The organism is Aquitalea sp., assembly GCF_030150775.1.
Classification (GTDB): domain Bacteria; phylum Pseudomonadota; class Gammaproteobacteria; order Burkholderiales; family Chromobacteriaceae; genus Aquitalea; species Aquitalea denitrificans.
This window is the reverse complement of record NZ_JASLFG010000008.1, coordinates 1-19,768: the sequence shown is the minus strand read 5'-3', so window position 1 is coordinate 19,768 and position 19,768 is coordinate 1. Positions and strand designations below refer to the sequence as shown.

The following is a 19,768-nucleotide window of genomic DNA, read 5'->3' as shown; positions in this document are numbered from 1 at the left end:
ATGCACTACACCATTTTCGACACGCCAATCCTGCGCGACCTGATGCGCACCTTGTCCATTTTCCTGCTGCGTCTGCATGGTTGGCGCATTGATGGCAACTTTCCTGATCTACCCAAATACGTGCTGATTGCTGCACCGCATACCAGTAACTGGGATTTCCCGCTGACGCTGGGCGTGTGCTTTGCCCTGCGTGCCAAGCTGTACTGGATGGGCAAGCACACTTTGTTCTGGGGGCCGATGGGACCACTCATGCGCTGGTTGGGGGGGATTCCGGTACTGCGCAGCCGCAGCAACTCGCTGGTGCAGCAGATGGTGGATGTATACCAGCGTTCCGACAAGCTGGTGGTGGCCATTCCGCCGGAAGGCACCCGTCAGCGTGTCAAGGAATGGAAGACCGGGTTTTACCACATCGCCTGCGGTGCGCAGGTGCCGGTGGCGCTGGCTTATATGGATTACGCACGCAAGGTATGCGGTTTCGGTCCGGTGTTTTATCCGATCGGTGATATCGCGGTGGACATGCCGCAAATCCAGGCTTTTTATCAGGATAAGGTGGGTAAATACCCGGACCAGCACTAGGCGGGGTCGTAAAAACACACCTTGCCATCCGCGGCCGTATCCAGGTAGTACTGGTTGCCGGATGCCTTGATCGGTACAGGCCCGCAGGCAGTTGCTGCGGGCCTGTTGCATGGTGACGGCTTGTTTTCAGGGAACGGGGGCTGCGCTGGTGGCTGCTTGCACCGGGATGAACTGCAGGAAGGGTGCGGCCAGCAAGGACTGGCCAAAGTCGATGGCGCTGCGGCGCAGCTTTTCATCGGACAGCTCGGCCAGCAACTCCAGCCGTGCAATGATCTTGGACATTTCGCGTTCAAAGCTCAGATTGCGCAGCTGTGGTGTGATTTCATTGGCCAGCAGCATGGGGCTGCCGTCCGGATTCTGCCTGCGCCCCAGCAGCCAGGAGGCCACTTCGACATTGTAGGCGGCATTGGCCAGTTGCTGGGCATTCAGCCCGTGTACCAGATACAGTTCGGTACGACCACCATAAACCTCCACCAGCATGCTGCCCAGCCCGAATACCAGCGTACCTACGCGGTCGCCGCCAAATTGCGGATCAAAGGCAGTGCTTAGTGCGGCGGTGGAGCGCACCTGTCCCAGGCTGGGCAGGGGCTGATTCTGCCGGATTGCGTTCATGACTTGGGAGATGGCGGCATCGCGGCTGCTGAAGCCTGCTTTTTGCCATTGCGACGGGTTGCGGCGATAAAGCTTGTCCAGCAAGGTTTGCAGGCTGGCCAGATTGTCGCGCATGGCCAGGTTGGCCATGCGATTGGCTGCGCTCTGACCCAGTTCGGCAGAGCTGAAATCGTCCCCCTTGACCGGTTTGCGTACTGGCGCGTTACTGCAGCCGGCCAGTAGCAGGCCCAGCAGCAAGAGTAGGGCAAAGCGTAGCATCTTCATGGCTGTGCACGCCTGGCGTGTAAAAGTGAAGATGAGCCGTTTTACCCTGTTGCCTGCACTCAAGCAAGTAGGCCAGGTGTCAGGACTTGGTGGCGAACAGGGCGCGCCAGCCATCTACACCAAGGCGGGTGACTGTTTCGATATTTTTTTCGAAGATGGCTTCGGCGTCCGGAAAGGCTTCCACGGCCCGATCGATGCTGGCTTCGCGAATCAGGTGCAGAGTAGGCCAGGGCGAGCGGTTGGTGTAGTTGCTGACATCATTGATGCCGGTGCCGTCAAACTGGAATTTCGGATGGAAGCTGGCAACCTGCAGCTCTCCGTCCAGTTCCAGTTCTTCGACGATGGCGTCAGCGATATCCTGGAATTCGTTGAAATCCAGGAAGCGCTGCAATACATAAGGGTGTACCAGCAGGGTGGTATCGGTTTCTTCCGGGTCGGTATCGGCCAGCAGGCGCAGCTCACGCGCCAGCTCTTCGGCGAGTTGCGCCGGTTCCGTGGCGTCGCTTACGACAATGCGTACCTGGTTTTTGACATAAACCGATTTGGCAAAGGGGCAGAGATTCAGGCCGATGACGGCCTTTTCCAGCCATTCGCGTGTGCTGGTAATGGCTTCTTCGTGGGTTGGCGTTTGCATGGTGCTAGGTCCGAATGGCTGGGTGATATACGGCGGTGAAGCTTGGAAAACAAAAAACCCGGACGAGTCCGGGTTTTCATCAGCGAGTAATCTTTAAAAGATTACAGCGGCTGGATGTTGGAGGCTTGCTTGCCTTTCGGGCCATCGACGATGTCGAAGCTTACGCGCTGGTTTTCGGCCAGGGTGCGGAAGCCTTTGGCATTGATCTGGGAGAAGTGAGCGAATACGTCATCGCCACCTTCATCCGGAGTGATGAAGCCAAAACCTTTGGAGTCGTTGAACCACTTAACGGTACCGGTTGCCATTTTGTTTATCCTCAAAACGAGCAAGTTGATAAAACGCATGAAGTTCAAGGGAAATGGCGACTGAGGTACGGACTAAATGCCACTACGACAACTACACATCCACAACTTGAGCATCCTGCAGGCAGGCATACTGCCCATTGTTGCGAATGTTGGCAAGTATTTTCTGCGCGCTATCCGCCCCGTCTGTGATCAGTCCTGACCAAAAACATTGTATTGATTGTGGTTTATTTGGCCTGGTGACGGTTTTACGCGCCAAAAAATCCCTGTTTTTCTGCTTCGTCCAGCGCCTGCAGTAGCCACTGGCCTGCCAGTGGGCAGCCATCACTGACCTTGCTGGCAGCCATGGACAGTACCTGCTGCTTACTGACGCCGTTTTCACGCCAGCTTTGTCCCTGGCGGTTCAGGTTGAGCAGGATGGGCATCAGCCGGTCCATTGCACGGGCAAAGCGTGCTTCGGCACTCTGGCGTGCCTCGAACTCCTGCCATAGTTCCACCAGCCCGGCAGCCTGTTGTTCTGGCAGCAGGCCGCAGATACGGCGTATGGCCGCCAATTCTTCAGCCTCGCGTTCGGCATTGTCGGTGGCGGCATAGACAATTACATCGCCGGTATCTATTTCTCCCAGATCGTGAATCAGCAGCATGCGGATGACTTTGTCGATATTCAGTGCCACCGGTGCATGTTCGGTCATGGCCAGGGCCAGCAAGGCGGCCTGCCAGCTGTGTTCCGCCGAGTTTTCATAGCGCTCGAGGCCGACTGGCTTGGTTTTGCGCAGTACGGATTTGAGTTTGTCGACTTCCAGAATGAAGTCGATTTGCTGTTGCAAGGCAATGAAGGGGGCGGGCATGGCTGGATACTCCGGCAAAGTCACGGGAAAGGCGCACATGATACTCCGCTGTTTTTGACACGCGGCAAGGGATTGAATCGGTTGGAGTCAATCTGATGATTTATAGTGCAATGACATCTGGTCACACCGTGAGCATGCCATGAGCGAAGAAGAGCAATTGCTGTTTGTGCGGGAAGACGCGGAAGGCTTTCAGGATTTCCGCGATGTGCTGTCCGATTACGCGCCGCAGATTGAAAAGCTGGCTTCACAGCTGAGCCAGAACCCGCGCTCGCCCGAGTTGATTGGCGATCTGTTTCGCCTGGTCCACACGATAAAAGGCGATGCGGGTCTGTGCCGGGTGATGTTTGTGGTGCCGTTTGCCCATGCGCTGGAAGGATTGCTGGCACGTTTGCGCAGTGGCGAGCTGGTGTATCAGGAAGTCATGGGTGATGTGCTGCTGCTGGTGCTCGATCGGCTGGACCTGGTGATGGCTCAGGTTGCCGGTGCTCGCAAGGTGGATGTGGCACAGATGCATAATCTGCTAGATGCACTGTGCTCGCTGGAAAGTGCGCCATTGCCTTCAGTGCTGGCCACCTGTTCACGGCTGATTGCGGCCATGGTTGGTGCGCAGGGTAGCAGCGATGCGCCGGTGGCGGCGGCTGCCGGCAAATCGGTGGCGCAGTCGCGTCAGCAGGATATGCTGCTGTTTCGTACGCTGGCTTTCCAGCTGGAACAGCGCATGCCGGAATTTGTTGGCCGTACCGAGCGCAATTTGCGGCTGGCACTGGAACTGAATCGCCAGGCGGGCGGCTGGGTGGATGCCGAACAGCTGGAGGCAGCCGTGTACATGCACGATGTCGGCATGATGTTTCTGCCCGAACAAGTGTGGCTCAAGCTGGGTAGCATCAGCGAAAACGAACGCCGCCTGATGGTACTGCACCCGGCTTGGGTGGCCGGCCTGATGGGGCGTATGCCTGGCTGGGAAGGCGCGGCGTTGATGGTGATGCAGCACCACGAAACACCGGATGGTGAGGGTTATCCATACGGCCTCGCCAGCGGCGAGATCTGCCAGGGAGCGCGCATTCTGGCGCTGGTGGATGCCTTCGAGGCCGTGATGCTCAAGCATGCCCATCGCGGGCAGCGCCGCTCCATGCTGCGCGCGGCCGCCGAGCTGAATGCGGCGGATGATCAATTCGAGCGTGCCTGGCTTGATCCCTTCAATCAGGTGCTGCGCCGCATGCTGGAGCAGGCGGCAAGCTAAGCGGTTTCAGCGTACCGCCATACCGTGGCTGTCCAGCCAGGTTTGCATGCGCTGCCAGCCATCCTGTGCTGCCGCTGCATTATATGAAGGGCGGTAGTCGGCATTGAAGGCGTGTCCGGCTTGCGGATACACCACGATCTGCGAGCCGCTGTGGCCTTGTTGCAAGGCATTGCGCATGGTGTTGACACTGTCTTGCGGGATGCTGCCATCCTGTCCGCCATACAGGCCGAGTACCGGTACGGCAAGATTGGCGGCAAGGTCAACGGGCTGGCTTGGCGTCATCGGGTCGTGCTCGCCCACCAGCTTGCCATACCAGGCAATGCCGGCCTTCAAGTCGGGGTTGTGGCTGGCGTATAGCCAGCTGATGCGTCCACCCCAGCAGAAGCCGGTGATGGCCGCCCGCTTCACGTCTCCGCCATGCAGACCGGCCCAGGCCAGGGTGGCGTCCAGATCTTGCATGACCTGCTGGTCCGGTACCTTGCTGACAATCGTGCTGATGATGGTGGTGATGTTGCTGCTTTCTGCTGGATTGCCCTGCCGGAAATACAGCTCCGGGGCAATGGCCAGATAGCCTAGTTTGGCCAGACGGCGACAGATATCACGGATATGCTCGTGCACACCAAAGATTTCCTGTACCACCAGCATGATGGGCATGCCGGTTGTCTGGCCGGCAGGATGGGCAAAGTAGACAGGCAGAATGCCATCATCCAGTGCAATGCCGGTCAGGCCGGTATCCAGTGACAGGGTGTCGGTGATGATGCTGCTGGCGGCGACAGGCTGTACCGCCAGGGCGAAGCCGGCAGCCAGTGCACCTTTGAGGAAGTCACGACGTGGTGGGTCGAATGCTTGCATGGACAGAATGCTCCCGTGGTTGTATCCGGCATACCGCCGGGACTTGTGGTTTGCGACACGCTTGGCGACAATGCCGCTCGATTGTTGCTCCTTGCCTGCTTTGTCGGCGCAATGGCCTCTGTTTGACTAAACTGTAGTCTAGATACGTTATCTCAGTCACCACCATGTCCCAGCCACCCTCCAAGATAAAACTTCCCGGCAGCTTTTTGCGCGTAGGGGAGCAGCTCCCGGTTGATGTCTATGCCAAGAATGGCTTTTTGCTGTTAAAGAAGGGGCATTATGTCCTGACGCCAGAGCAGCGCGAACGCCTGATGGATGTGGCACACGGCGATGCCGAGGAAGTGGCGGTAAGGCTGGAGCGCGAACGGCTGGACCGTGCTGCCCAGCGCGAGCGCGAAGCGGCGGCCATGGCACCGAAGAATCCGCTGGTGGAGGTAGGCTTCATGGCCGGGCGGCTGGAGGCTTTGCTGTTGCACGGCCTGGCTGTACCTGGCCTGGGAGGTCGGCTGGAAGAAATGGCGGACGAGCTGCTGCAGCTTACCCAGCGTTTTCGCGATGGCTTGCTGGCGTCGCTGTTTCTGGTGCCGGTGAAGTCGCACAGCCTGAAGGTGGCCACCCTGGTGGCCCTGCTGGGCCGGCGCCAGGGGCTGGAGCCGGCGCGTCTGCATAGCCTGGTATGTGCTGCCATGTCGATGAATGTGGCCATCAGCCAGTTGCTGAATCAGCTGGGTAGCCAGCGTCAGGCGCTAAGCCTGTCTCAGCAGGAAGCGCTGGTGGCACACCCGGTACTGGGTTCGGCCATTCTGCGCGAGGCGGGAGTGGTGGATGAACACTGGCACATGCTGGTGCAAACGCACCATGAGCAGGATGACGGTCAGGGCTATCCGGCCGGACTACGCGGTGATGACATCCATCCCGATGCGCGCCTGCTGGCACTGGCTGACCTGCTGTGCGAACAGTTCCACAGCGATGTTGCCGTGCTGCCTTCGCAAGTGATGGCCAGCCTGTTCCGTGGCGAGCTGGGGCGGTTTGAGCCGGCGCTGGTTGCGCTGATGATCAAGGAAATGGGCATCTACCCACCCGGCAGTTTCGTGCGCCTGGCCAGTAATGAAATTGCCGTGGTCACTCACAGCGGAGACAAGGCCAATCAGCCGCGGGTGGCTGCCCTGCGCAAGGTGGATGGCCCGCCCTATGCTGATGTCTTGCTGCGAGATACCCGCCAGAGCACTTGCCGGGTACTGGAGCCGGTTGCCGCTGCGACGGCCGCGGTCAATCCTGCTTATCTCACCCGGCTGTGGACCTCGCGGCTGGGCTAGGCTGTCAGTGGCTGGCCGGTGCCACCTGTTCGCTACCGGAGGTTTGCAGGGGACTGATGCGAACAGTGCTCAGATTATTGACCTTCCATACCCGTTGCATGTGGCCGAAGTCCCGCTTTTGCTGATTGCTCAGCTTCAGTTCCGGCCGCATGGACAAATCCAGAAACACCTCTCCCAGATACACGCTGTTGCCGGCACTGATGTCGAAACCAGCCTGGACCGGCAGCGTGACCGAGCGCCACTGGCTGCCCCAGCCTGATTCTTCCACCCAGTTACCCCAGGCATCGGCTACCTGATAATGCCCTGGCGGCAGAGCAAACAGCAGCAGCCTGCCGTCTACCGGACTCATGCCTTCTTCTCCGAACACGGTGTCCGTATTCATGCTGGCGCGGCCATTGGCCACCACATGGCCACTGCTGTCGGCAATATGCAGTCCGGTATTGGCCGAGTCCTGATCAAAAGCCTTGGCCGTCAGCGAGACGATGGCATAGCCATAGCCCGGAGGTGGGGTGATGCTGCCTTGCAGGCGGTCAGCCATGGTGCTGCAGGCGGCTAGTAGAAATGGCGTCAGCAGCAGGCTGTAGCGCTGGATAATGGCCATGAGTCTTCGCTCCCTGTCGAGATGGCAAGCAAGATGGCACGTGCCGGTCTGCATCTTGCCGTTATGGTGGATTCGGGTATGCTAGCCGATCATTTTATCGTTGATAACAAAAACACGAGCAAAGGATACCCATGGATCAGTTCGACAATGTCAGTGTGGCCAAGCGTGCCAATGTCTATTTTGATGGCAAATGCGTCAGCCACAGCATTACACTGGCCGATGGCACCAGCAAATCGGTGGGCGTGATCCTGCCGTCCAAGCTGCTGTTCAATACCGGCGCTCCCGAAATCATGGAACTGCTGGAAGGCAAGTGCCGCATCACCCTGGCCGGCAGCAGCGAAGCTATCGACTATCAGGGTGGCCAGAGCTTCAATGTGCCGGGGGACAGCTCCTTCCAGATCGAAGTACTGGAAACCCTGCACTACGTTTGTCACTTCGGCTGATTATCACCGTCTGAATCCGATACCGCACATTGCCTTGCCACGTTTGCTGGCGGGGCAGTGTGATCTGGCAGTCCTGAGCGGGTGATTCTGCCTTGCCACTTGCAATACAACCAGCCGTCTTTCTTTTCCCTTCTGGCGACTGCCATCCTTCCTCTTTCTGCCGTTATTCCGGTGTCTGTCTTGTGGCGATATCTGCTGAGCAAATGGCTGCTGCCTGTCGAGGGTAGGCTGCGGCACGCTGTGTTATTGCATTTGTCATGGTGATGTTGCTGATGATCGCCTGTGGTTGTAAGCAAAACTACGCTTTTCCTTACTTATCCGAAAGGATATCCTTGCAAGCCCGATCCAGCTTGGGTTGGGGGCAATAAGAGCTATGATGACAATAACCAGACAGTGGCCGATGGGGGTACGCTGTCGTGATAAACCAGCCATGGGCGTGGTGACTGGAACAAGTGGATGCTTAAAAGGCTCGGGGCGCAGTGGTCGCGCCATGCATTGTCTGCCAAACCGGCGGTGGTCTATCCCGTCGCGGTATGCGCCTGTCTGTTGATTGGCTGGCTGCTGGCCCTGGGGGCGGCGTATCTGCAGGACCGTGCTGATCTGCAGCAGCGGGCCGTTACCATTGCACATCAGCTGGAGCTGCAGTTTGCGCAAGCCAATACCGCCCTGGCCCGTATTGATGCGATTGCGCCCGGTAGCAACTGTGAGCTGACCTCCCGTTTGCTGGCCGCTGTTGTCCAGGCTACGCCGCATGCCCGCTATGCGTTGCGTACTGCGCCGGATGGCCGGGTGTGTACCTCGGATATTTCCCGTATTGATAATCCGCCTGCCGTAGCCGCAGGTTCTACTCTGATTTTGCGCAGCTCTCAGGCTGGCAGCCCGGCATTTGTGCTGCAGCATCAGGGTAATGGCGGTAGCATGCTGGAGCTGGGGGCGGTATCGCTGGCCGCCTTGTTGCAGCCTGGCAGTACCGGTGTCGTGGCCGGGGTGAGGATGGGATCGCAGTATCTGGCTGCGGACGGTACGGTGCATGCGGTGGATGATGCTGTCGGGCAAGGGCTGAGTTATCAGGCTGCTACACAGGATGGCTTGCTGGAAGTTGTTGTGCGGGAATCCTGGGCTGAGGTGGTGCAGCATTCGGTGTTGCGCCGGCTGGACACCCTGTTGCTAGCTGCCCTGGCTGGTGTGGCACTGGGCTGGGCTTTGCTGCGTCGTCAACTGGCACGTAATTCCAGCTCTTGGGAAATTGCCCAGGGCATTCGTAACCGCGAGTTCTTTACCCACTACCAGCCCATTGTCACGGCGGAGCACGGTGAATGCATCGGAGTAGAGGTGCTGGCCCGCTGGCGTCATCCGGTACAGGGTGCCATTCGTTCCGACCTGTTCATTCCTGCCGCCGAAGATGCCGGGCTGATTGTGCCATTGACCCGTTACCTGATCCGCCGCGTCAGCAAGGAATTCAAGCAAGTTGCATTGCCGCCTGGCTTCCTGGTTGGTATCAATATTGCTGCCGAGCATCTTGGCATGCCGGATCTGGTGGAAGACTGCAAGATTCTGCTGGCAGTACTGCGCGAGAAAAAAGCCGTGCTGGTGCTGGAAGTGTCGGAGCGCTTTCCGCTGCCCGAGCATCAGGTTACCCACCGGGTGGTGCAGGACCTGCGCCAGATGGGCGTGAAGCTGGCACTGGATGATTTTGGCATCGGCCATGCCGACCGCAACTACCTGCGCCGCTGGGGATTCGATTATCTGAAGGTGGAAAAGGGCTATGTGTCGGCGCTGGGCAAGGACAGTTTCAAGGCCAATATTCTGGATGGACTGCTGCAAACCTCACATCAGCTGGGGGTGCAGGTGATCGTGAAGGGGGTGGAAACCCAAGGGCAGCAGAACTATTTGTCGGTCAAGGGCTTCCAGTTTCTGCAGGGTTTTTATTTTGGCAAGCCGATGACGCTGAACCATTTTCGTCAGTGGCTGTATTCCGGCATTACTCAGGACCGGGTGCCGTCTGTTGCCGCCATGGCGACAGGCCGTAGCGAAGCAACAGATCGTTGAGCTTGGCTGGAGTGGAAGGATTGCTGGCAATGTGGCGGGGTGCCATGCTGCCTGCGTGCTGATAACGGGATGAGGTGACAAGGGCCGGGTTGCACCCGGCCCTTGTGCTGTCTGCTAGGTGTTGGGAGTCTGGGTGCTGATCAGCAGTAAGGATTCCCCGCTGTGCATGATGATTTCCGGGCCGGGAGAAAACTCGACCTCGCCTGGGCTGCGTTCCAGTGCAATCACCATGGCTTTGCCGTCAAAGCCGTCTTTCAGGAAGCATTCCAGCGGCAGGCCTTCCCAGCGCTCGTCCAGAACATGAACCTGAGCGCGAAACTGGTTGGGATAACGGTGATGCAGGTGCTCGAAGAAGTGCAGGGTTTCCGGATGAGCCACGATATTGGCCATGTTCATGCCGCCCAAGTGGGATGGAATCACCACATTGTCCGCACCCACCGCCAGCAGCTTCTTGCGCGAGCTTTCGTTCTCCGCTTTTGCCACGGCCAGCACCTTGCTGTTCAGGCTTTTGGCGGTGACCACCACAAAGGCATTATCAGCATCGGCGCTCAGGCAGGAAATCAGGGCGCGGGCATGCGTAATACCAGCGGCGGAGAGGTTTTCATCCTCGGATGCATCTCCGACGATAAAGGGAATATCCAGCTCCTGCAGCAGCATGGTATTGGTTTCGTCCTTCTCGATCACCACCACCTGATGCTGGGTGCCCAGCAGCTCCTCCAGCGCATAGCGGCCGGTATGGCTCAGGCCGCAGATGATGGTGTGGCCACGCATGCGTGTGATCAGTTTTTCCATTTTCTTTCGTCTCAGATAAAGCGGCAGGTCGCCCTGAAACAGCATCAGGGTGAGCGAGGAAATGCCATAACCGACCACGCCGGTGCCAAACACAATCAGGGCAATGGTGAAGTAGCGGCCATCCAGCGACAGGTTGTGGGTTTCACCATAGCCGATGGTGGCCAGGGTAATGACTGTCATGAACAGACTGTCGGAGAAGTCCCAGTGTTCGATCAGCATGTAGCCGCTGGTGCCAAACAGCAGGGCGGCAAAAACCAGGCTGCTCAGGAACACGAGTTTACGTGGGAAGCTTTGGCGCATGAGAGAGTGGGGTGCCGCTGGGAAATGCGGCATTATAGCCGCTCTGCATGACTGCGACATGTTGAGTTCAGTGTCCTGAGGCTGCAAGAAGGCGAAACGCTGAAGGCCAAAATGTGTACAAACATGTGCCGGACCGGCTGGTGCAATGCTTCTTCACACTGTTTTACATGCCGTTACCTGGCAGGCGCTAATCTGGAGCGGTATCAACGCATTGGAGGTCCAGTCCATGAAAACCCGCATCCTGATTCCCGCGCTGCTGGCGCTGTCGTTTACCAGTCTTGCGCATGCCGACGCCTCGGCCATTCTTGGCGGCGCGCTGGGCGGTGCCGTGGGTGCCGCCGTTGGCCAGTCCATTGGCGGACGCAATGGTGCCATCATTGGTAGCGCAGTTGGTGGCAGTGTCGGCACTGCGCTGGCCTACCAGCATGATGAAGAACGCCGCTATCGCCCCTTGCCGCCCCCGGCTCCCGTGGTATACCAGCCGGTAGCCTATGTGGAACCGGTACGCTATGCCCCGCCGCCGCGGCCATACTGGCATGGCGACTGGCGTGGTGACTGGCGCGATCATTACCATCGTCGCGACTGGCATGGCCGTGACTGGCACGACGATTACCGCCACGGCGATTGAGCCTGTCGTGGTGTAACTGGAATGCACCGTTTGGTCTGTCTATGCTGAAAAGCCCTGAGCAATCAGGGCTTTTTGCATTGTGGCGAGAGTAATGCGCAAGCGGGGATTGTGCTTGGTGGTGCCAGAAAATGTCTTGCCTTGGCGGGGATGCTTTCCTTATAATTGATTAGCAATCAAATCATTTACATGCAAACCATTATGGACAATGTGGATTTACTGCGCCTTGGCATTACCAGTGCCATCATGCATGCCGGCCGTAAATGGCGGCATATCTCGCAGGATGTGGTATTTGGCCATGGCCTGACGGCACCCTGTGCCACTGCCCTGATTTTTATTGGACGCTTGGGTGAAGGAATCAACCAGGTGGCGCTGGCCGAGGAAATCGGCATTGAAGGCCCGTCGCTGGTGCGCGTCATCGACCAGTTGGCAACTGATGGACTGGTGAGGCGGGAAAAAGACAAGGTGGATCGCCGTTCCAATACCTTGTGGTTTACCGAAGCGGGCAGGGTGCTGACCAACAAGATTGAAGTTGAACTGGTGGGCTTGCGCGCTCTGGTGTTCAAGGATATTTCCGCGGCGGACCTGGAGGCTACGCTGCGGGTATTCGCGGCGGTGGATGATGCGTTCCAGCGGCCCGGACTGGCGGCCGAACTGGCGGCGATGGCCGGGCAGGGGCGGGCATGACATTTCCTTCCTGGCGCGACTGGTTTTTTTCGGCCAAGGTGTTTGCCGCCGCCATGCTGGCGCTGTTCATCGCCATGGCGCTGGAACTGCCGCGGCCCTACTGGGCAATGGCCACGGTATACGTGGTGTCGCACCCGCTGACCGGGGCCACCCGATCCAAGGCGGTGTACCGCATCGGCGGTACCCTGCTGGGGGCTTCGGCCGCCGTCATCCTGATGCCGCTGTTTGTCAATGCGCCTACTTTGCTGTGCCTGGTGGTGGCCTTGTGGACTGGCAGCCTGCTGAGTATTTCTCTGCTGGACCGCACGCCGCGCAGCTATCTGTTCATGTTGTCGGCCTACACCCTGCCGATGATTGCCCTGCCCACACTGAATAATCCGGAAACCATCTTCGATGTGGCACTGGCGCGCAGCGAGGAAATCCTGCTGGGCATCCTGTGTGCCAGCGTGGTATCCGCACTGGTATGGCCAGGCAAGGTAGCCCCTATTTTCAGCGCCCGCATCAACAGCTGGATGCAGGATGCGCGCGACTGGGCCTGCGAGCTGCTTACCCCGCCGCGGGCCGAGGCTGCAGAGCTGGCTCATGCCAGTCGCCACAAGCTGGCGGCGGATATCCTGGCATTGGATCAGTTTATTTCTCATCTGTCCTACGACACCACCAGCTTTGCCATGGTCAAGCATGCGCGCGAGCTGCGTGGCCGCATGAGCATGCTGCTGCCCATCCTGTCCTCGCTGACCGAAACCCGGCAGGCGCTGGTGCAGCAGGCTGCAGGGCTGCCTGCACCGCTGGCGGCGCTGATGCAGCAGGTAGCTGACTGGATGGCTGACCCGGACCTCGCTCACAGCCGTCAGGCGGTGCCGGTGCTGCAGCGCCAACTGGCCGCGCTGAAACAGGAAATTGCCAACGGCAATGACTGGCAGTCGCTGCTGGCTGCCCATGTGCTGGCTCGGTTGCAGTCACTGATCAATCTGTGGCTGGACTGTCGATTGTTGCAGCAGTTGCTGGCGGAAGAGCACCCCACTTTTCAGTGGAAGCCAGCCTATCGGCATTGGCCGGTGGGTGGCACAGCACGGCATTACGATTACGGCATGATGGCGTTTTCCGCGTTGCAAGCGTCTGCCGCCATCTTTCTGGCCTCGCAGTTGTGGATACAGCTGGGCTGGACCGACGGTTCCGGTGCCGTGATCATGGTGGCGATTGCCTCCTGCTTTTTTGCCGCGCTGGACGAACCCGCCCCGATGATGCGCACCTTCCTCATCTGGGCGGTGGTCAGCATTGTGCTGACCACCGTATTGCTGTTCATGGTGATTCCGGCGGCCTATACCTTTGAAATGCTGGTGGCCATGCTGGCGGTACCGTTCTTGCTGGTGGGCACGCTGTTTACCCGGCCGCAGTTCACCATGATTGCCATGATGCTGACGGTGAACACCGCTACCTTTCTCAGCTTGCAAGGGGCGTACGACACCGATTTCAATGCGTTTTTCAACGGTAATGTTGCCACCGTGGTAGGGGTGTCGTTTGCGCTGTTGTTCAGCCTGCTGGTACGTCCCTTCGGCATCGAGCTGGCCATCCGCCGGCTGCGACGCGCCAGCTGGCACGACCTGGCACGCATGGCGGCAGGGCGTAAGCTGGACGATTATCCGCAACTGACCGCGCGCATGCTGGACCGACTGGGCCAACTGATACCGCGCTTGGCCGCCAGCGGGCATGACCAGTTGCCACAGGCGTTCAGCGAACTGCGTACCGGCTTTAGCGTATTGCACCTGCAGCGCGACGAAAATGCCTTGCCCGGCCCGGCTGGCCAGCGCGTGCAACAGGTGCTGGACGATGTGGCCGTGCATTACCGCCATGCGCTGGCATTGCGCCAGCAAGCGCCAACCCGCGAACAGCTGCTGCAACGCATAGATGCCGCCCTGGACCAGGTGCTGGCGACATCGCGCCGCAGCGACCATCAGGTGCTCACCGTACTCAATGCACTGGTGGAACTGCGGCTTACCCTGTTCCCGGCAGCCGGCAGCTTTGCCGTGGCCGCCCCCTTACCCTTGGCTACTGGAGGCGTGACACCGTGATCGGTGAAATCGAAATCTACGGGGTGTTCTTCCCCAGCCTGCTGATCCTGATGGTGCTGGCCTTTGGCGTCACCGCCGGCCTGCGCATCCTCTTGGGTCAGCTGGGCTTCTACAAACTGGTATGGCACCGTTCACTGATGAACTTCGCCTTGTATGTAATCGTGCTCGGCGGTTTCGTCGTGCTGACTCGCGGATGGTAATGATGAAAAAGCTGGCAGGAAAAGCGGGCCCGGTGGCCCTGACCCTGATTGTGGTAGTGGCAGCAGTGCTGGTAGGGCGCTACCTGTGGGATTACTACACCAATGCACCGTGGACGCGGGATGGCCACATCCGTGCCGACGTGGTGCAGATTTCACCGGATGTTTCCGGCCTGATCACCGAGGTGAAAGTAAGCGACAACCAACTGGTGAAGCGTGGCCAGGTGCTGTTTGTCATCGACCGCGCCCGCTATGCGCTGGCGCTGAAACAGGCGGAAGCAACGCTTGCCATGCAGAATGCCGGCCTGGCGCAGGCCAGACGCGAGGCGGCGCGCAACCGTGGTCTGGCCGATCTGGTTGCCCGGGAAAGTGTTGAACAAAGCGAAGCCCGTGTGCAGCAGGACGAGGCCAATGTTGCCGCTGCGGCAACCGCCGTGGAAGTGGCCCGGCTGAACCTGCAACGTACCGTGGTGAATAGCCCGGTCGATGGCTATCTTAACGACCGCATGCCACGTGTTGGCGACTATGTCAGCACCGGCAAACCGGTGCTGTCGCTGGTAGATGCCCGTTCCTTCCACGTGGACGGCTATTTCGAGGAAACCAAGCTGGGCCGGGTACAGGTGAACCAGCCGGTAGAAATCCAGATCATGGGCGAAGCGCGCAAGCTGCGCGGCCATGTGCAGAGCATTGCCGCCGGCATCGAAGATCGTGACCGCAGCAACGGTGCCACCTTGCTACCCAATGTGAATCCCACCTTCAACTGGGTGCGGCTGGCACAGCGTATCCCGGTACGGGTGACGCTGGATGAAGTCCCGGCAGATTTCCGCATGATTGCCGGTCGTACCGCCACCGTGGCCGTACTTGCCGGCAAGGGAGGCCAGCCGTGAACCGACTTTGCCCCACTGCCTTGCTGGTAGTGACTGCCTTGGCAGGCTGCACCACCGTAGGCCCGGATTACCATCTGCCGGACAAGGCCGCGATGCAGCGCCCGGCAGCGCAGGCTGGTTTTGCCAATGTGGACGGCAAGCTGACCAGCCAGCAGCCGGCAGCCCCCCGCTGGTGGCAGCTGTATCACGACCCGGTGCTAAACCAGCTGGTGGAACAGGCCCGGGCTGCCAATACCGATTTGCGTGCGGCCACGGCCAATCTGCAAAAAGCCATGGCAGTGGCCACCGAAGTGAATGCCGAAGCCGGACCGCATGCCGCCGTATCGGCCTCGGCAGAGCGGGCGCGCGTTTCCGGCCAGAGCATGCTGCTGGAAGAACCGTTGCCAGTCACCAATCTGGGGGATGAGGGCATCCGCGTGGCCTATCAGCTTGACCTGTTTGGCAAGCTCAGGCGTGGCGAGGAAGCTGCCGAAGCCAATACCGAAGCGGTAAGCGCGGCGCGCGACCTGGCCAGTATCACCGTGACGGCAGAAACCGTACGCAGCTATCTGCAGATCTGCTCGGCTAACCACGGCTACCAGGTCTTGCAACAGCAATACGGCCTGCAGCAGAAGCAAGTGGAACTGACACAGCGGCTGGCGCGTGCCGGGCGACTGACCGCCACCGATGTGCTACGGGCCAAGGCGCAGGCAGATAGTGTGCAGGCAGGCTTGCCCGTCTATCAGGCCCAGCGCGATGCCGCCCGTTACCGCCTGGCCATGCTGCTGGGCAAAACACCGGGCGAGGCCTTGCCGCCAGCTGCGCTGGCTTGCACGCAGGAACCGCAACTGGCGCAGGCCATTCCGGTTGGTGATGGGGCTGCCTTGCTGGCACGCCGGCCCGATGTGAAGCAGGCCGAACGCCGGCTGGCGCAATCCAGCGCCATGATAGGCGTGGCCACCGCCGAGCTGTATCCCAGCATCACGCTGGGGGCATCGGCTGGCTTTACCGGTTTCGTGGAAGACCTGGGCAAGCGCTCCACCCAGCGCTTCGGCTTTGGCCCGCTGATCAGCTGGACCATTCCCGACAGCGGCAGCCGCGCCCGCGTCACTGCTGCCCGTGCCGACAATGCCGCCGCGCTGGCCCACTTTGACGGTGTGGTACTCAATGCCCTGCGTGAAGTGGAAACCAGCCTCAGCCTGTACGGCAAGGACTTGCAGCGGCTGACGCTGCTGCGTAGCGCCCGTGACAGTGCGCGCGATGCCGCCGCGCAGAACCGCCGCCTGTATCAGGCCGGCCGTGCGCCTTACCTGTCCAGTCTGGATGCCGATCGCACCATGGTCAGCAGCGATCTGGCCGTGGCCAGTGCCGAAAGCCAGCTGGCGCAGGATCAGGTCAACCTGTTCCTGGCCTTGGGCGGTGGCTGGGAGGAGCAGGCCCGGTCAGGCAAGGCAGAATGAGGCAGTGGCGGCGGTGTGTCGGACGGTGCCGTCGTCAGCTGCAGGGATGGCCAATGATATTGCCAGCAGTTTGATGTAAAAAAATTCCATTTGAATTGAATGGGCTTGTGCCTGCTTGCGCTCAGGGCATAGCATGGCGGCCTTGATGTCTGTACGGAAGCAATTCATGGCGGTTCCCGGCAGTATTCCCATCCTCTTACCGGTATTCATGGTCACCGAGTTGCTGTGTGCCTGTAATACGGTACAGCTGTGGTCATTAAAAAAAGCCGGTGTTGCCGGAACCCGCAGCTGGCTGCTGGCCAATATCGCCATGTTGGGCTATCTGCCGGCACTGGGTTTGCGCATGGTGCTGCCGCTGGTGTTCAGTGTGGTGTTGAGCAATGGCCTGGGCCTGGTGGCGGCCAGCACGTTTTACATCGGCTGCGCCCGTTTTCTGGGCCGGCCTACCCATGCGCGGCCCCTGGCCATGCTGGTGGTGGCCGGCATTGGCGGTTTGCTGGGCTTTACCCTGTTGTTGGACAGCATGCAGATGCGCGTGGTGATTTCCTCCGGCGGCATCAGCATCGTGTTTGCGGCCACCGCCTGGCTGCTGTACCGCCACCGCGAGCCCACACACCGGGCGGCAGTCTACTGGCTGGGCGCGGCCTGCAGCGCGGTCACATCCCTGCTGCATTTATCGCGATCCATTTACTACGGCGGTGGCTATGGCGATATCAACGACTTGTTTGCCACTACCGTACCCAATGTCTTTTCCATGAGCATGACCGCAGCGCTGGTGCCTGGCCTGTCCATGCTGGCCGTGGCCATGGTGCAGGAGCACCTGCTCAGCGAGGCTACCTGGCGTGCCGAGCACGATGGCATGACCGGTCTGAATACCCGACAGTGTTTTGAAACCCGCAGCATGCAGCTATTGCAACAGGCCGAGGCCAGCGCCTTTCCCCTGTGTCTGGTGTTGATGGATCTGGATCATTTCAAGCAGATCAACGATCGCCATGGCCACCAGGCCGGCGATCAGGTGTTGCTGGCGTTCAGCGCCCTGCTGCAGCAAGGCCTGCGACCGGGCGACGTGGCGGGCCGGATGGGCGGTGAGGAGTTTGCGCTGTTGTTGCCGCAGGCCACGGTACCGCAGGCCCTGGAGCTGGCGGAAGATTTACGTTTGCATGCCAGAGGCATGCCGGCGGCCTCGCTTGGCGGCAGCATTCCCTACAGTGTCAGCATGGGGCTGGCAGCATGGCAGCCCGGAATTGCGTTTCCCGAACTCTACCGCAATGCCGACCAGGCTTTGTATGCGGCCAAACAGGCAGGACGTAATACCATCGTCGCCCATGCTTGATCCGCTCTTCCTGGTGCGGTGGGTTCAGCTCAACTGCAGCGCCAGTCGTAGTTGCTGCAACCCAGCCTGATATTGTTGTCTGGCCTGCAAGGCTTGTTGCATCTCTGCTGTGCTAAACGTAATGCCCTGATTGAGCTGCAATGCGCCGCTACGTCCAGATCCGCGCGGATGACGGTGCCTACCATGGCGTAGCCGCCTCCGGAGACTGCATCACGCAGCAGAATGATTGGCTCCTTGCCAGCGGACACCTGGATGGAGCCAATCGGATAGCCAGCGTCCACGATGTTTGACGGGTCGTCTCCGGCTCCGAATGGTGCTTCCCATGGTTGAAACTGCAAGGGCGAACCCCCTTTGAGCCGATAGCCGATGCGGTCGGACTCGGAGGCTACTATCCATTCCTCCTGATAAAACCGTGTTGCGGATTCGGCGCACAGGCGATGCGCATACAAGCCGGGGAGTACCCGCGCCACAGCCTTGCGCGGCAGACTGCGCCGCAGTGATTCCGGCAGGGCTCTCCCAGACTGCGCTGCTGTTGGCAACGTGGCTCCCAGCACCAAGTCATCGCCTTCCAGCAAACGCCTGCCCTGATATCTACCTAAACCAGCCAATTCGTCTGATACAGATTTTCGACCTTTCGCCATACAGACTCCTCCCTATCTGATTGGCATTGTGCCGTGCACACTTCAATGATTGCCAATGTCATCACTCCCTTCACACCCTACCCATGCGCAACCCCTACCAGCACTCCTTCCCCGACCGTCAGGGACTGGCTATCTCTGTCCATAGCTTTACCCTAGACGAAGCCCTCGACACACCTTATCTGCGGCGGTTCACCGTCGTCCGTCCCGGCTGTGCATTGGCACTGGTGACCCTCATTGACCGGTCGATCAGCTTTATCATCACCTCGCCGCCGTCTCATCCGTTGCCAGTGCTCAGCGGCATGACCAGTCCATCAGCCGACCCGGCGCAGCAGCACTGTTGGCATGGCATGGTGCGCAAGGACCACAATCTGCAGGAAACCCGCTACCGCTTCAGCCCGCTTCTGCATGCAGGCATCTGCGCCAACCCGAGTTTGTCCGGACTATCTCTATATCGTGGCGGCTATGCACGATGACCCCGTAAACCTGGAACACGCCCAACTCGCGGTCCCCAGTGCTGCCCCGGCCTTGGGTGCGGGGTTGCCGTCGCTGCTGCGCTGGCTTAAACGCACGCTGCTCTGCCTGCTGCTGCCCTGGCTGGCAGCGTGCTCCAGCCTGGCCGGGCCGGGGGGCGGGCTGATTGGCGTGCCTACCCATCTGTATGACTTCAACCCGCATATCTACACCGTCATCAGTGCCGAGTTTGAGTTTCTGGGTGTGGCCGGGGTGTCCGGCGGCGAGGAGTGCTGCGCCACGCTGCCCCGCACCTGGCGTCCCGGCCTGATGGCCACCGTGCGCTGGGTGGAGGACCCCAATCCTTGCTTGGATTGTGGTCCGAAAGACCGTAACGCTTTTCGCGAGTACATGAAAAAAAAGCAAATGACTTACCAGCACTACAGCGCGCAGGTGGAGATCCCACGATATGGCAGTACCTGCGGCCTGAATCTGGTGTTCCTGCCCTGCCATCAGGTACGGCTGGTACTGGATTGCCAACAGAAATATCCACTGATCAAGCAGTGGAGAGCTGAAGCCAAACAACTGGAGGGTCAGTCATGTCCGAAAGC

23 protein-coding genes are annotated in these 19,768 nt (G+C 59.7%); 14 read left to right on the top strand and 9 right to left on the bottom strand.

Annotated features, from left to right (window positions below; all coding sequences use genetic code 11):
• A complete protein-coding gene (locus QVF59_RS02920) occupies positions 1–576 on the top strand; it encodes a lysophospholipid acyltransferase family protein (protein WP_287877271.1) in 576 nt (191 codons plus the stop codon).
• A gap of 126 nt (positions 577–702) precedes the next feature.
• On the opposite strand, the gene QVF59_RS02915 is transcribed toward QVF59_RS02920, so the two are convergent.
• The 4 genes from QVF59_RS02915 to QVF59_RS02900 form a co-directional block, all read right to left on the bottom strand.
• Positions 703–1,452, bottom strand: coding sequence for a hypothetical protein (locus QVF59_RS02915; RefSeq protein WP_159875985.1), 750 nt, complete (start codon positions 1,450–1,452; stop codon positions 703–705).
• A gap of 79 nt (positions 1,453–1,531) precedes the next feature.
• On the bottom strand, positions 1,532–2,086 hold the full coding sequence (locus QVF59_RS02910; protein WP_159875987.1) for a DUF1415 domain-containing protein: 555 nt from the start codon (positions 2,084–2,086) through the stop codon (positions 1,532–1,534).
• Between the two features lie 101 nt (positions 2,087–2,187).
• Complete coding sequence (locus tag QVF59_RS02905) at positions 2,188–2,391, bottom strand: cold-shock protein (RefSeq protein WP_045845074.1); 204 nt, start codon at positions 2,389–2,391, stop codon at positions 2,188–2,190.
• Between the two features lie 245 nt (positions 2,392–2,636).
• Complete coding sequence (locus QVF59_RS02900; protein ID WP_159875989.1) at positions 2,637–3,236, bottom strand: HD domain-containing protein; 600 nt, start codon at positions 3,234–3,236, stop codon at positions 2,637–2,639.
• A 139-nt stretch (positions 3,237–3,375) separates the two neighbouring features.
• Here QVF59_RS02900 and QVF59_RS02895 point away from each other — a divergent pair, with 139 nt between their 5' ends.
• Positions 3,376–4,476, top strand: coding sequence for an HD-GYP domain-containing protein (locus QVF59_RS02895; RefSeq protein ID WP_287877270.1), 1,101 nt, complete (start codon positions 3,376–3,378; stop codon positions 4,474–4,476).
• A 6-nt stretch (positions 4,477–4,482) separates the two neighbouring features.
• On the opposite strand, the gene QVF59_RS02890 is transcribed toward QVF59_RS02895, so the two are convergent.
• Positions 4,483–5,328 carry a dienelactone hydrolase family protein gene (locus QVF59_RS02890; protein ID WP_159875993.1) on the bottom strand — a complete coding sequence of 282 codons (846 nt, stop codon included), beginning with the start codon at positions 5,326–5,328 and terminating at the stop codon, positions 4,483–4,485.
• Between the two features lie 164 nt (positions 5,329–5,492).
• Here QVF59_RS02890 and QVF59_RS02885 point away from each other — a divergent pair, with 164 nt between their 5' ends.
• On the top strand, positions 5,493–6,644 hold the full coding sequence (locus QVF59_RS02885) for an HD-GYP domain-containing protein (RefSeq protein ID WP_159875995.1): 1,152 nt from the start codon (positions 5,493–5,495) through the stop codon (positions 6,642–6,644).
• Between the two features lie 4 nt (positions 6,645–6,648).
• Here the strand turns inward: QVF59_RS02885 and QVF59_RS02880 are convergent, their stop codons facing one another.
• Positions 6,649–7,245, bottom strand: coding sequence for a hypothetical protein (locus QVF59_RS02880; protein WP_159875997.1), 597 nt, complete (start codon positions 7,243–7,245; stop codon positions 6,649–6,651).
• Positions 7,246–7,376: 131 nt separating this feature from the next.
• Here QVF59_RS02880 and ppnP point away from each other — a divergent pair, with 131 nt between their 5' ends.
• Positions 7,377–7,688, top strand: a complete 312-nt coding sequence (gene ppnP, locus QVF59_RS02875; RefSeq protein WP_159875999.1) for a pyrimidine/purine nucleoside phosphorylase — start codon at positions 7,377–7,379, stop codon at positions 7,686–7,688.
• Positions 7,689–8,144: 456 nt separating this feature from the next.
• A complete protein-coding gene (locus tag QVF59_RS02870; protein ID WP_287877269.1) occupies positions 8,145–9,737 on the top strand; it encodes an EAL domain-containing protein in 1,593 nt (530 codons plus the stop codon).
• A 114-nt stretch (positions 9,738–9,851) separates the two neighbouring features.
• Here the strand turns inward: QVF59_RS02870 and QVF59_RS02865 are convergent, their stop codons facing one another.
• Positions 9,852–10,829 carry a potassium channel family protein gene (locus QVF59_RS02865; RefSeq protein WP_287877268.1) on the bottom strand — a complete coding sequence of 326 codons (978 nt, stop codon included), beginning with the start codon at positions 10,827–10,829 and terminating at the stop codon, positions 9,852–9,854.
• A 226-nt stretch (positions 10,830–11,055) separates the two neighbouring features.
• Between QVF59_RS02865 and QVF59_RS02860 the strand changes: the two genes are divergently transcribed.
• The 6 genes from QVF59_RS02860 (at position 11,056) to QVF59_RS02835 (ending at position 16,733) form a co-directional block, all read left to right on the top strand.
• Complete coding sequence (locus tag QVF59_RS02860; protein WP_287877267.1) at positions 11,056–11,457, top strand: YMGG-like glycine zipper-containing protein; 402 nt, start codon at positions 11,056–11,058, stop codon at positions 11,455–11,457.
• 186 nt (positions 11,458–11,643) lie between these two features.
• Complete coding sequence (locus tag QVF59_RS02855; RefSeq protein ID WP_240902622.1) at positions 11,644–12,141, top strand: MarR family winged helix-turn-helix transcriptional regulator; 498 nt, start codon at positions 11,644–11,646, stop codon at positions 12,139–12,141.
• Positions 12,138–14,210, top strand: coding sequence for an FUSC family protein (locus tag QVF59_RS02850; RefSeq protein ID WP_159876005.1), 2,073 nt, complete (start codon positions 12,138–12,140; stop codon positions 14,208–14,210). The genes QVF59_RS02855 and QVF59_RS02850 overlap by 4 nt, the downstream gene beginning before the upstream one ends.
• A complete protein-coding gene (locus tag QVF59_RS02845) occupies positions 14,207–14,410 on the top strand; it encodes a DUF1656 domain-containing protein (RefSeq protein WP_089086263.1) in 204 nt (67 codons plus the stop codon). Before QVF59_RS02850 ends, QVF59_RS02845 begins: the two co-directional genes overlap by 4 nt.
• 32 nt (positions 14,411–14,442) lie before the next feature.
• Complete coding sequence (locus QVF59_RS02840) at positions 14,443–15,294, top strand: efflux RND transporter periplasmic adaptor subunit (protein WP_240902623.1); 852 nt, start codon at positions 14,443–14,445, stop codon at positions 15,292–15,294.
• Positions 15,291–16,733, top strand: coding sequence for an efflux transporter outer membrane subunit (locus QVF59_RS02835; protein WP_159876007.1), 1,443 nt, complete (start codon positions 15,291–15,293; stop codon positions 16,731–16,733). Before QVF59_RS02840 ends, QVF59_RS02835 begins: the two co-directional genes overlap by 4 nt.
• Here the strand turns inward: QVF59_RS02835 and QVF59_RS02830 are convergent.
• Positions 16,716–16,901 carry a hypothetical protein gene (locus QVF59_RS02830; protein ID WP_159876009.1) on the bottom strand — a complete coding sequence of 62 codons (186 nt, stop codon included), beginning with the start codon at positions 16,899–16,901 and terminating at the stop codon, positions 16,716–16,718. The two genes, QVF59_RS02835 and QVF59_RS02830, sit on opposite strands and share 18 nt — an antisense overlap.
• On the opposite strand from QVF59_RS02830, the gene QVF59_RS02825 reads away from it, so the two are divergent.
• Positions 16,900–18,066 (top strand): GGDEF domain-containing protein, encoded by a 1,167-nt coding sequence (locus QVF59_RS02825; RefSeq protein ID WP_287877266.1) that lies wholly within the window; start codon positions 16,900–16,902, stop codon positions 18,064–18,066. The two genes, QVF59_RS02830 and QVF59_RS02825, sit on opposite strands and share 2 nt — an antisense overlap.
• Positions 18,067–18,095: 29 nt before the next feature.
• On the opposite strand, the gene QVF59_RS02820 is transcribed toward QVF59_RS02825, so the two are convergent.
• Entirely contained in the window at positions 18,096–18,707 is a 612-nt protein-coding gene (locus tag QVF59_RS02820; RefSeq protein WP_287877265.1) for a 5-oxoprolinase subunit C family protein, read from the bottom strand.
• An 83-nt stretch (positions 18,708–18,790) separates the two neighbouring features.
• On the opposite strand from QVF59_RS02820, the gene QVF59_RS02815 reads away from it, so the two are divergent.
• Entirely contained in the window at positions 18,791–19,180 is a 390-nt protein-coding gene (locus tag QVF59_RS02815) for a hypothetical protein (protein WP_159876013.1), read from the top strand.
• Positions 19,170–19,768 (top strand): DUF3304 domain-containing protein (locus QVF59_RS02810; protein ID WP_287877264.1); only part of this gene is annotated, 599 nt, incomplete at its 3' end. The genes QVF59_RS02815 and QVF59_RS02810, both read left to right, overlap by 11 nt.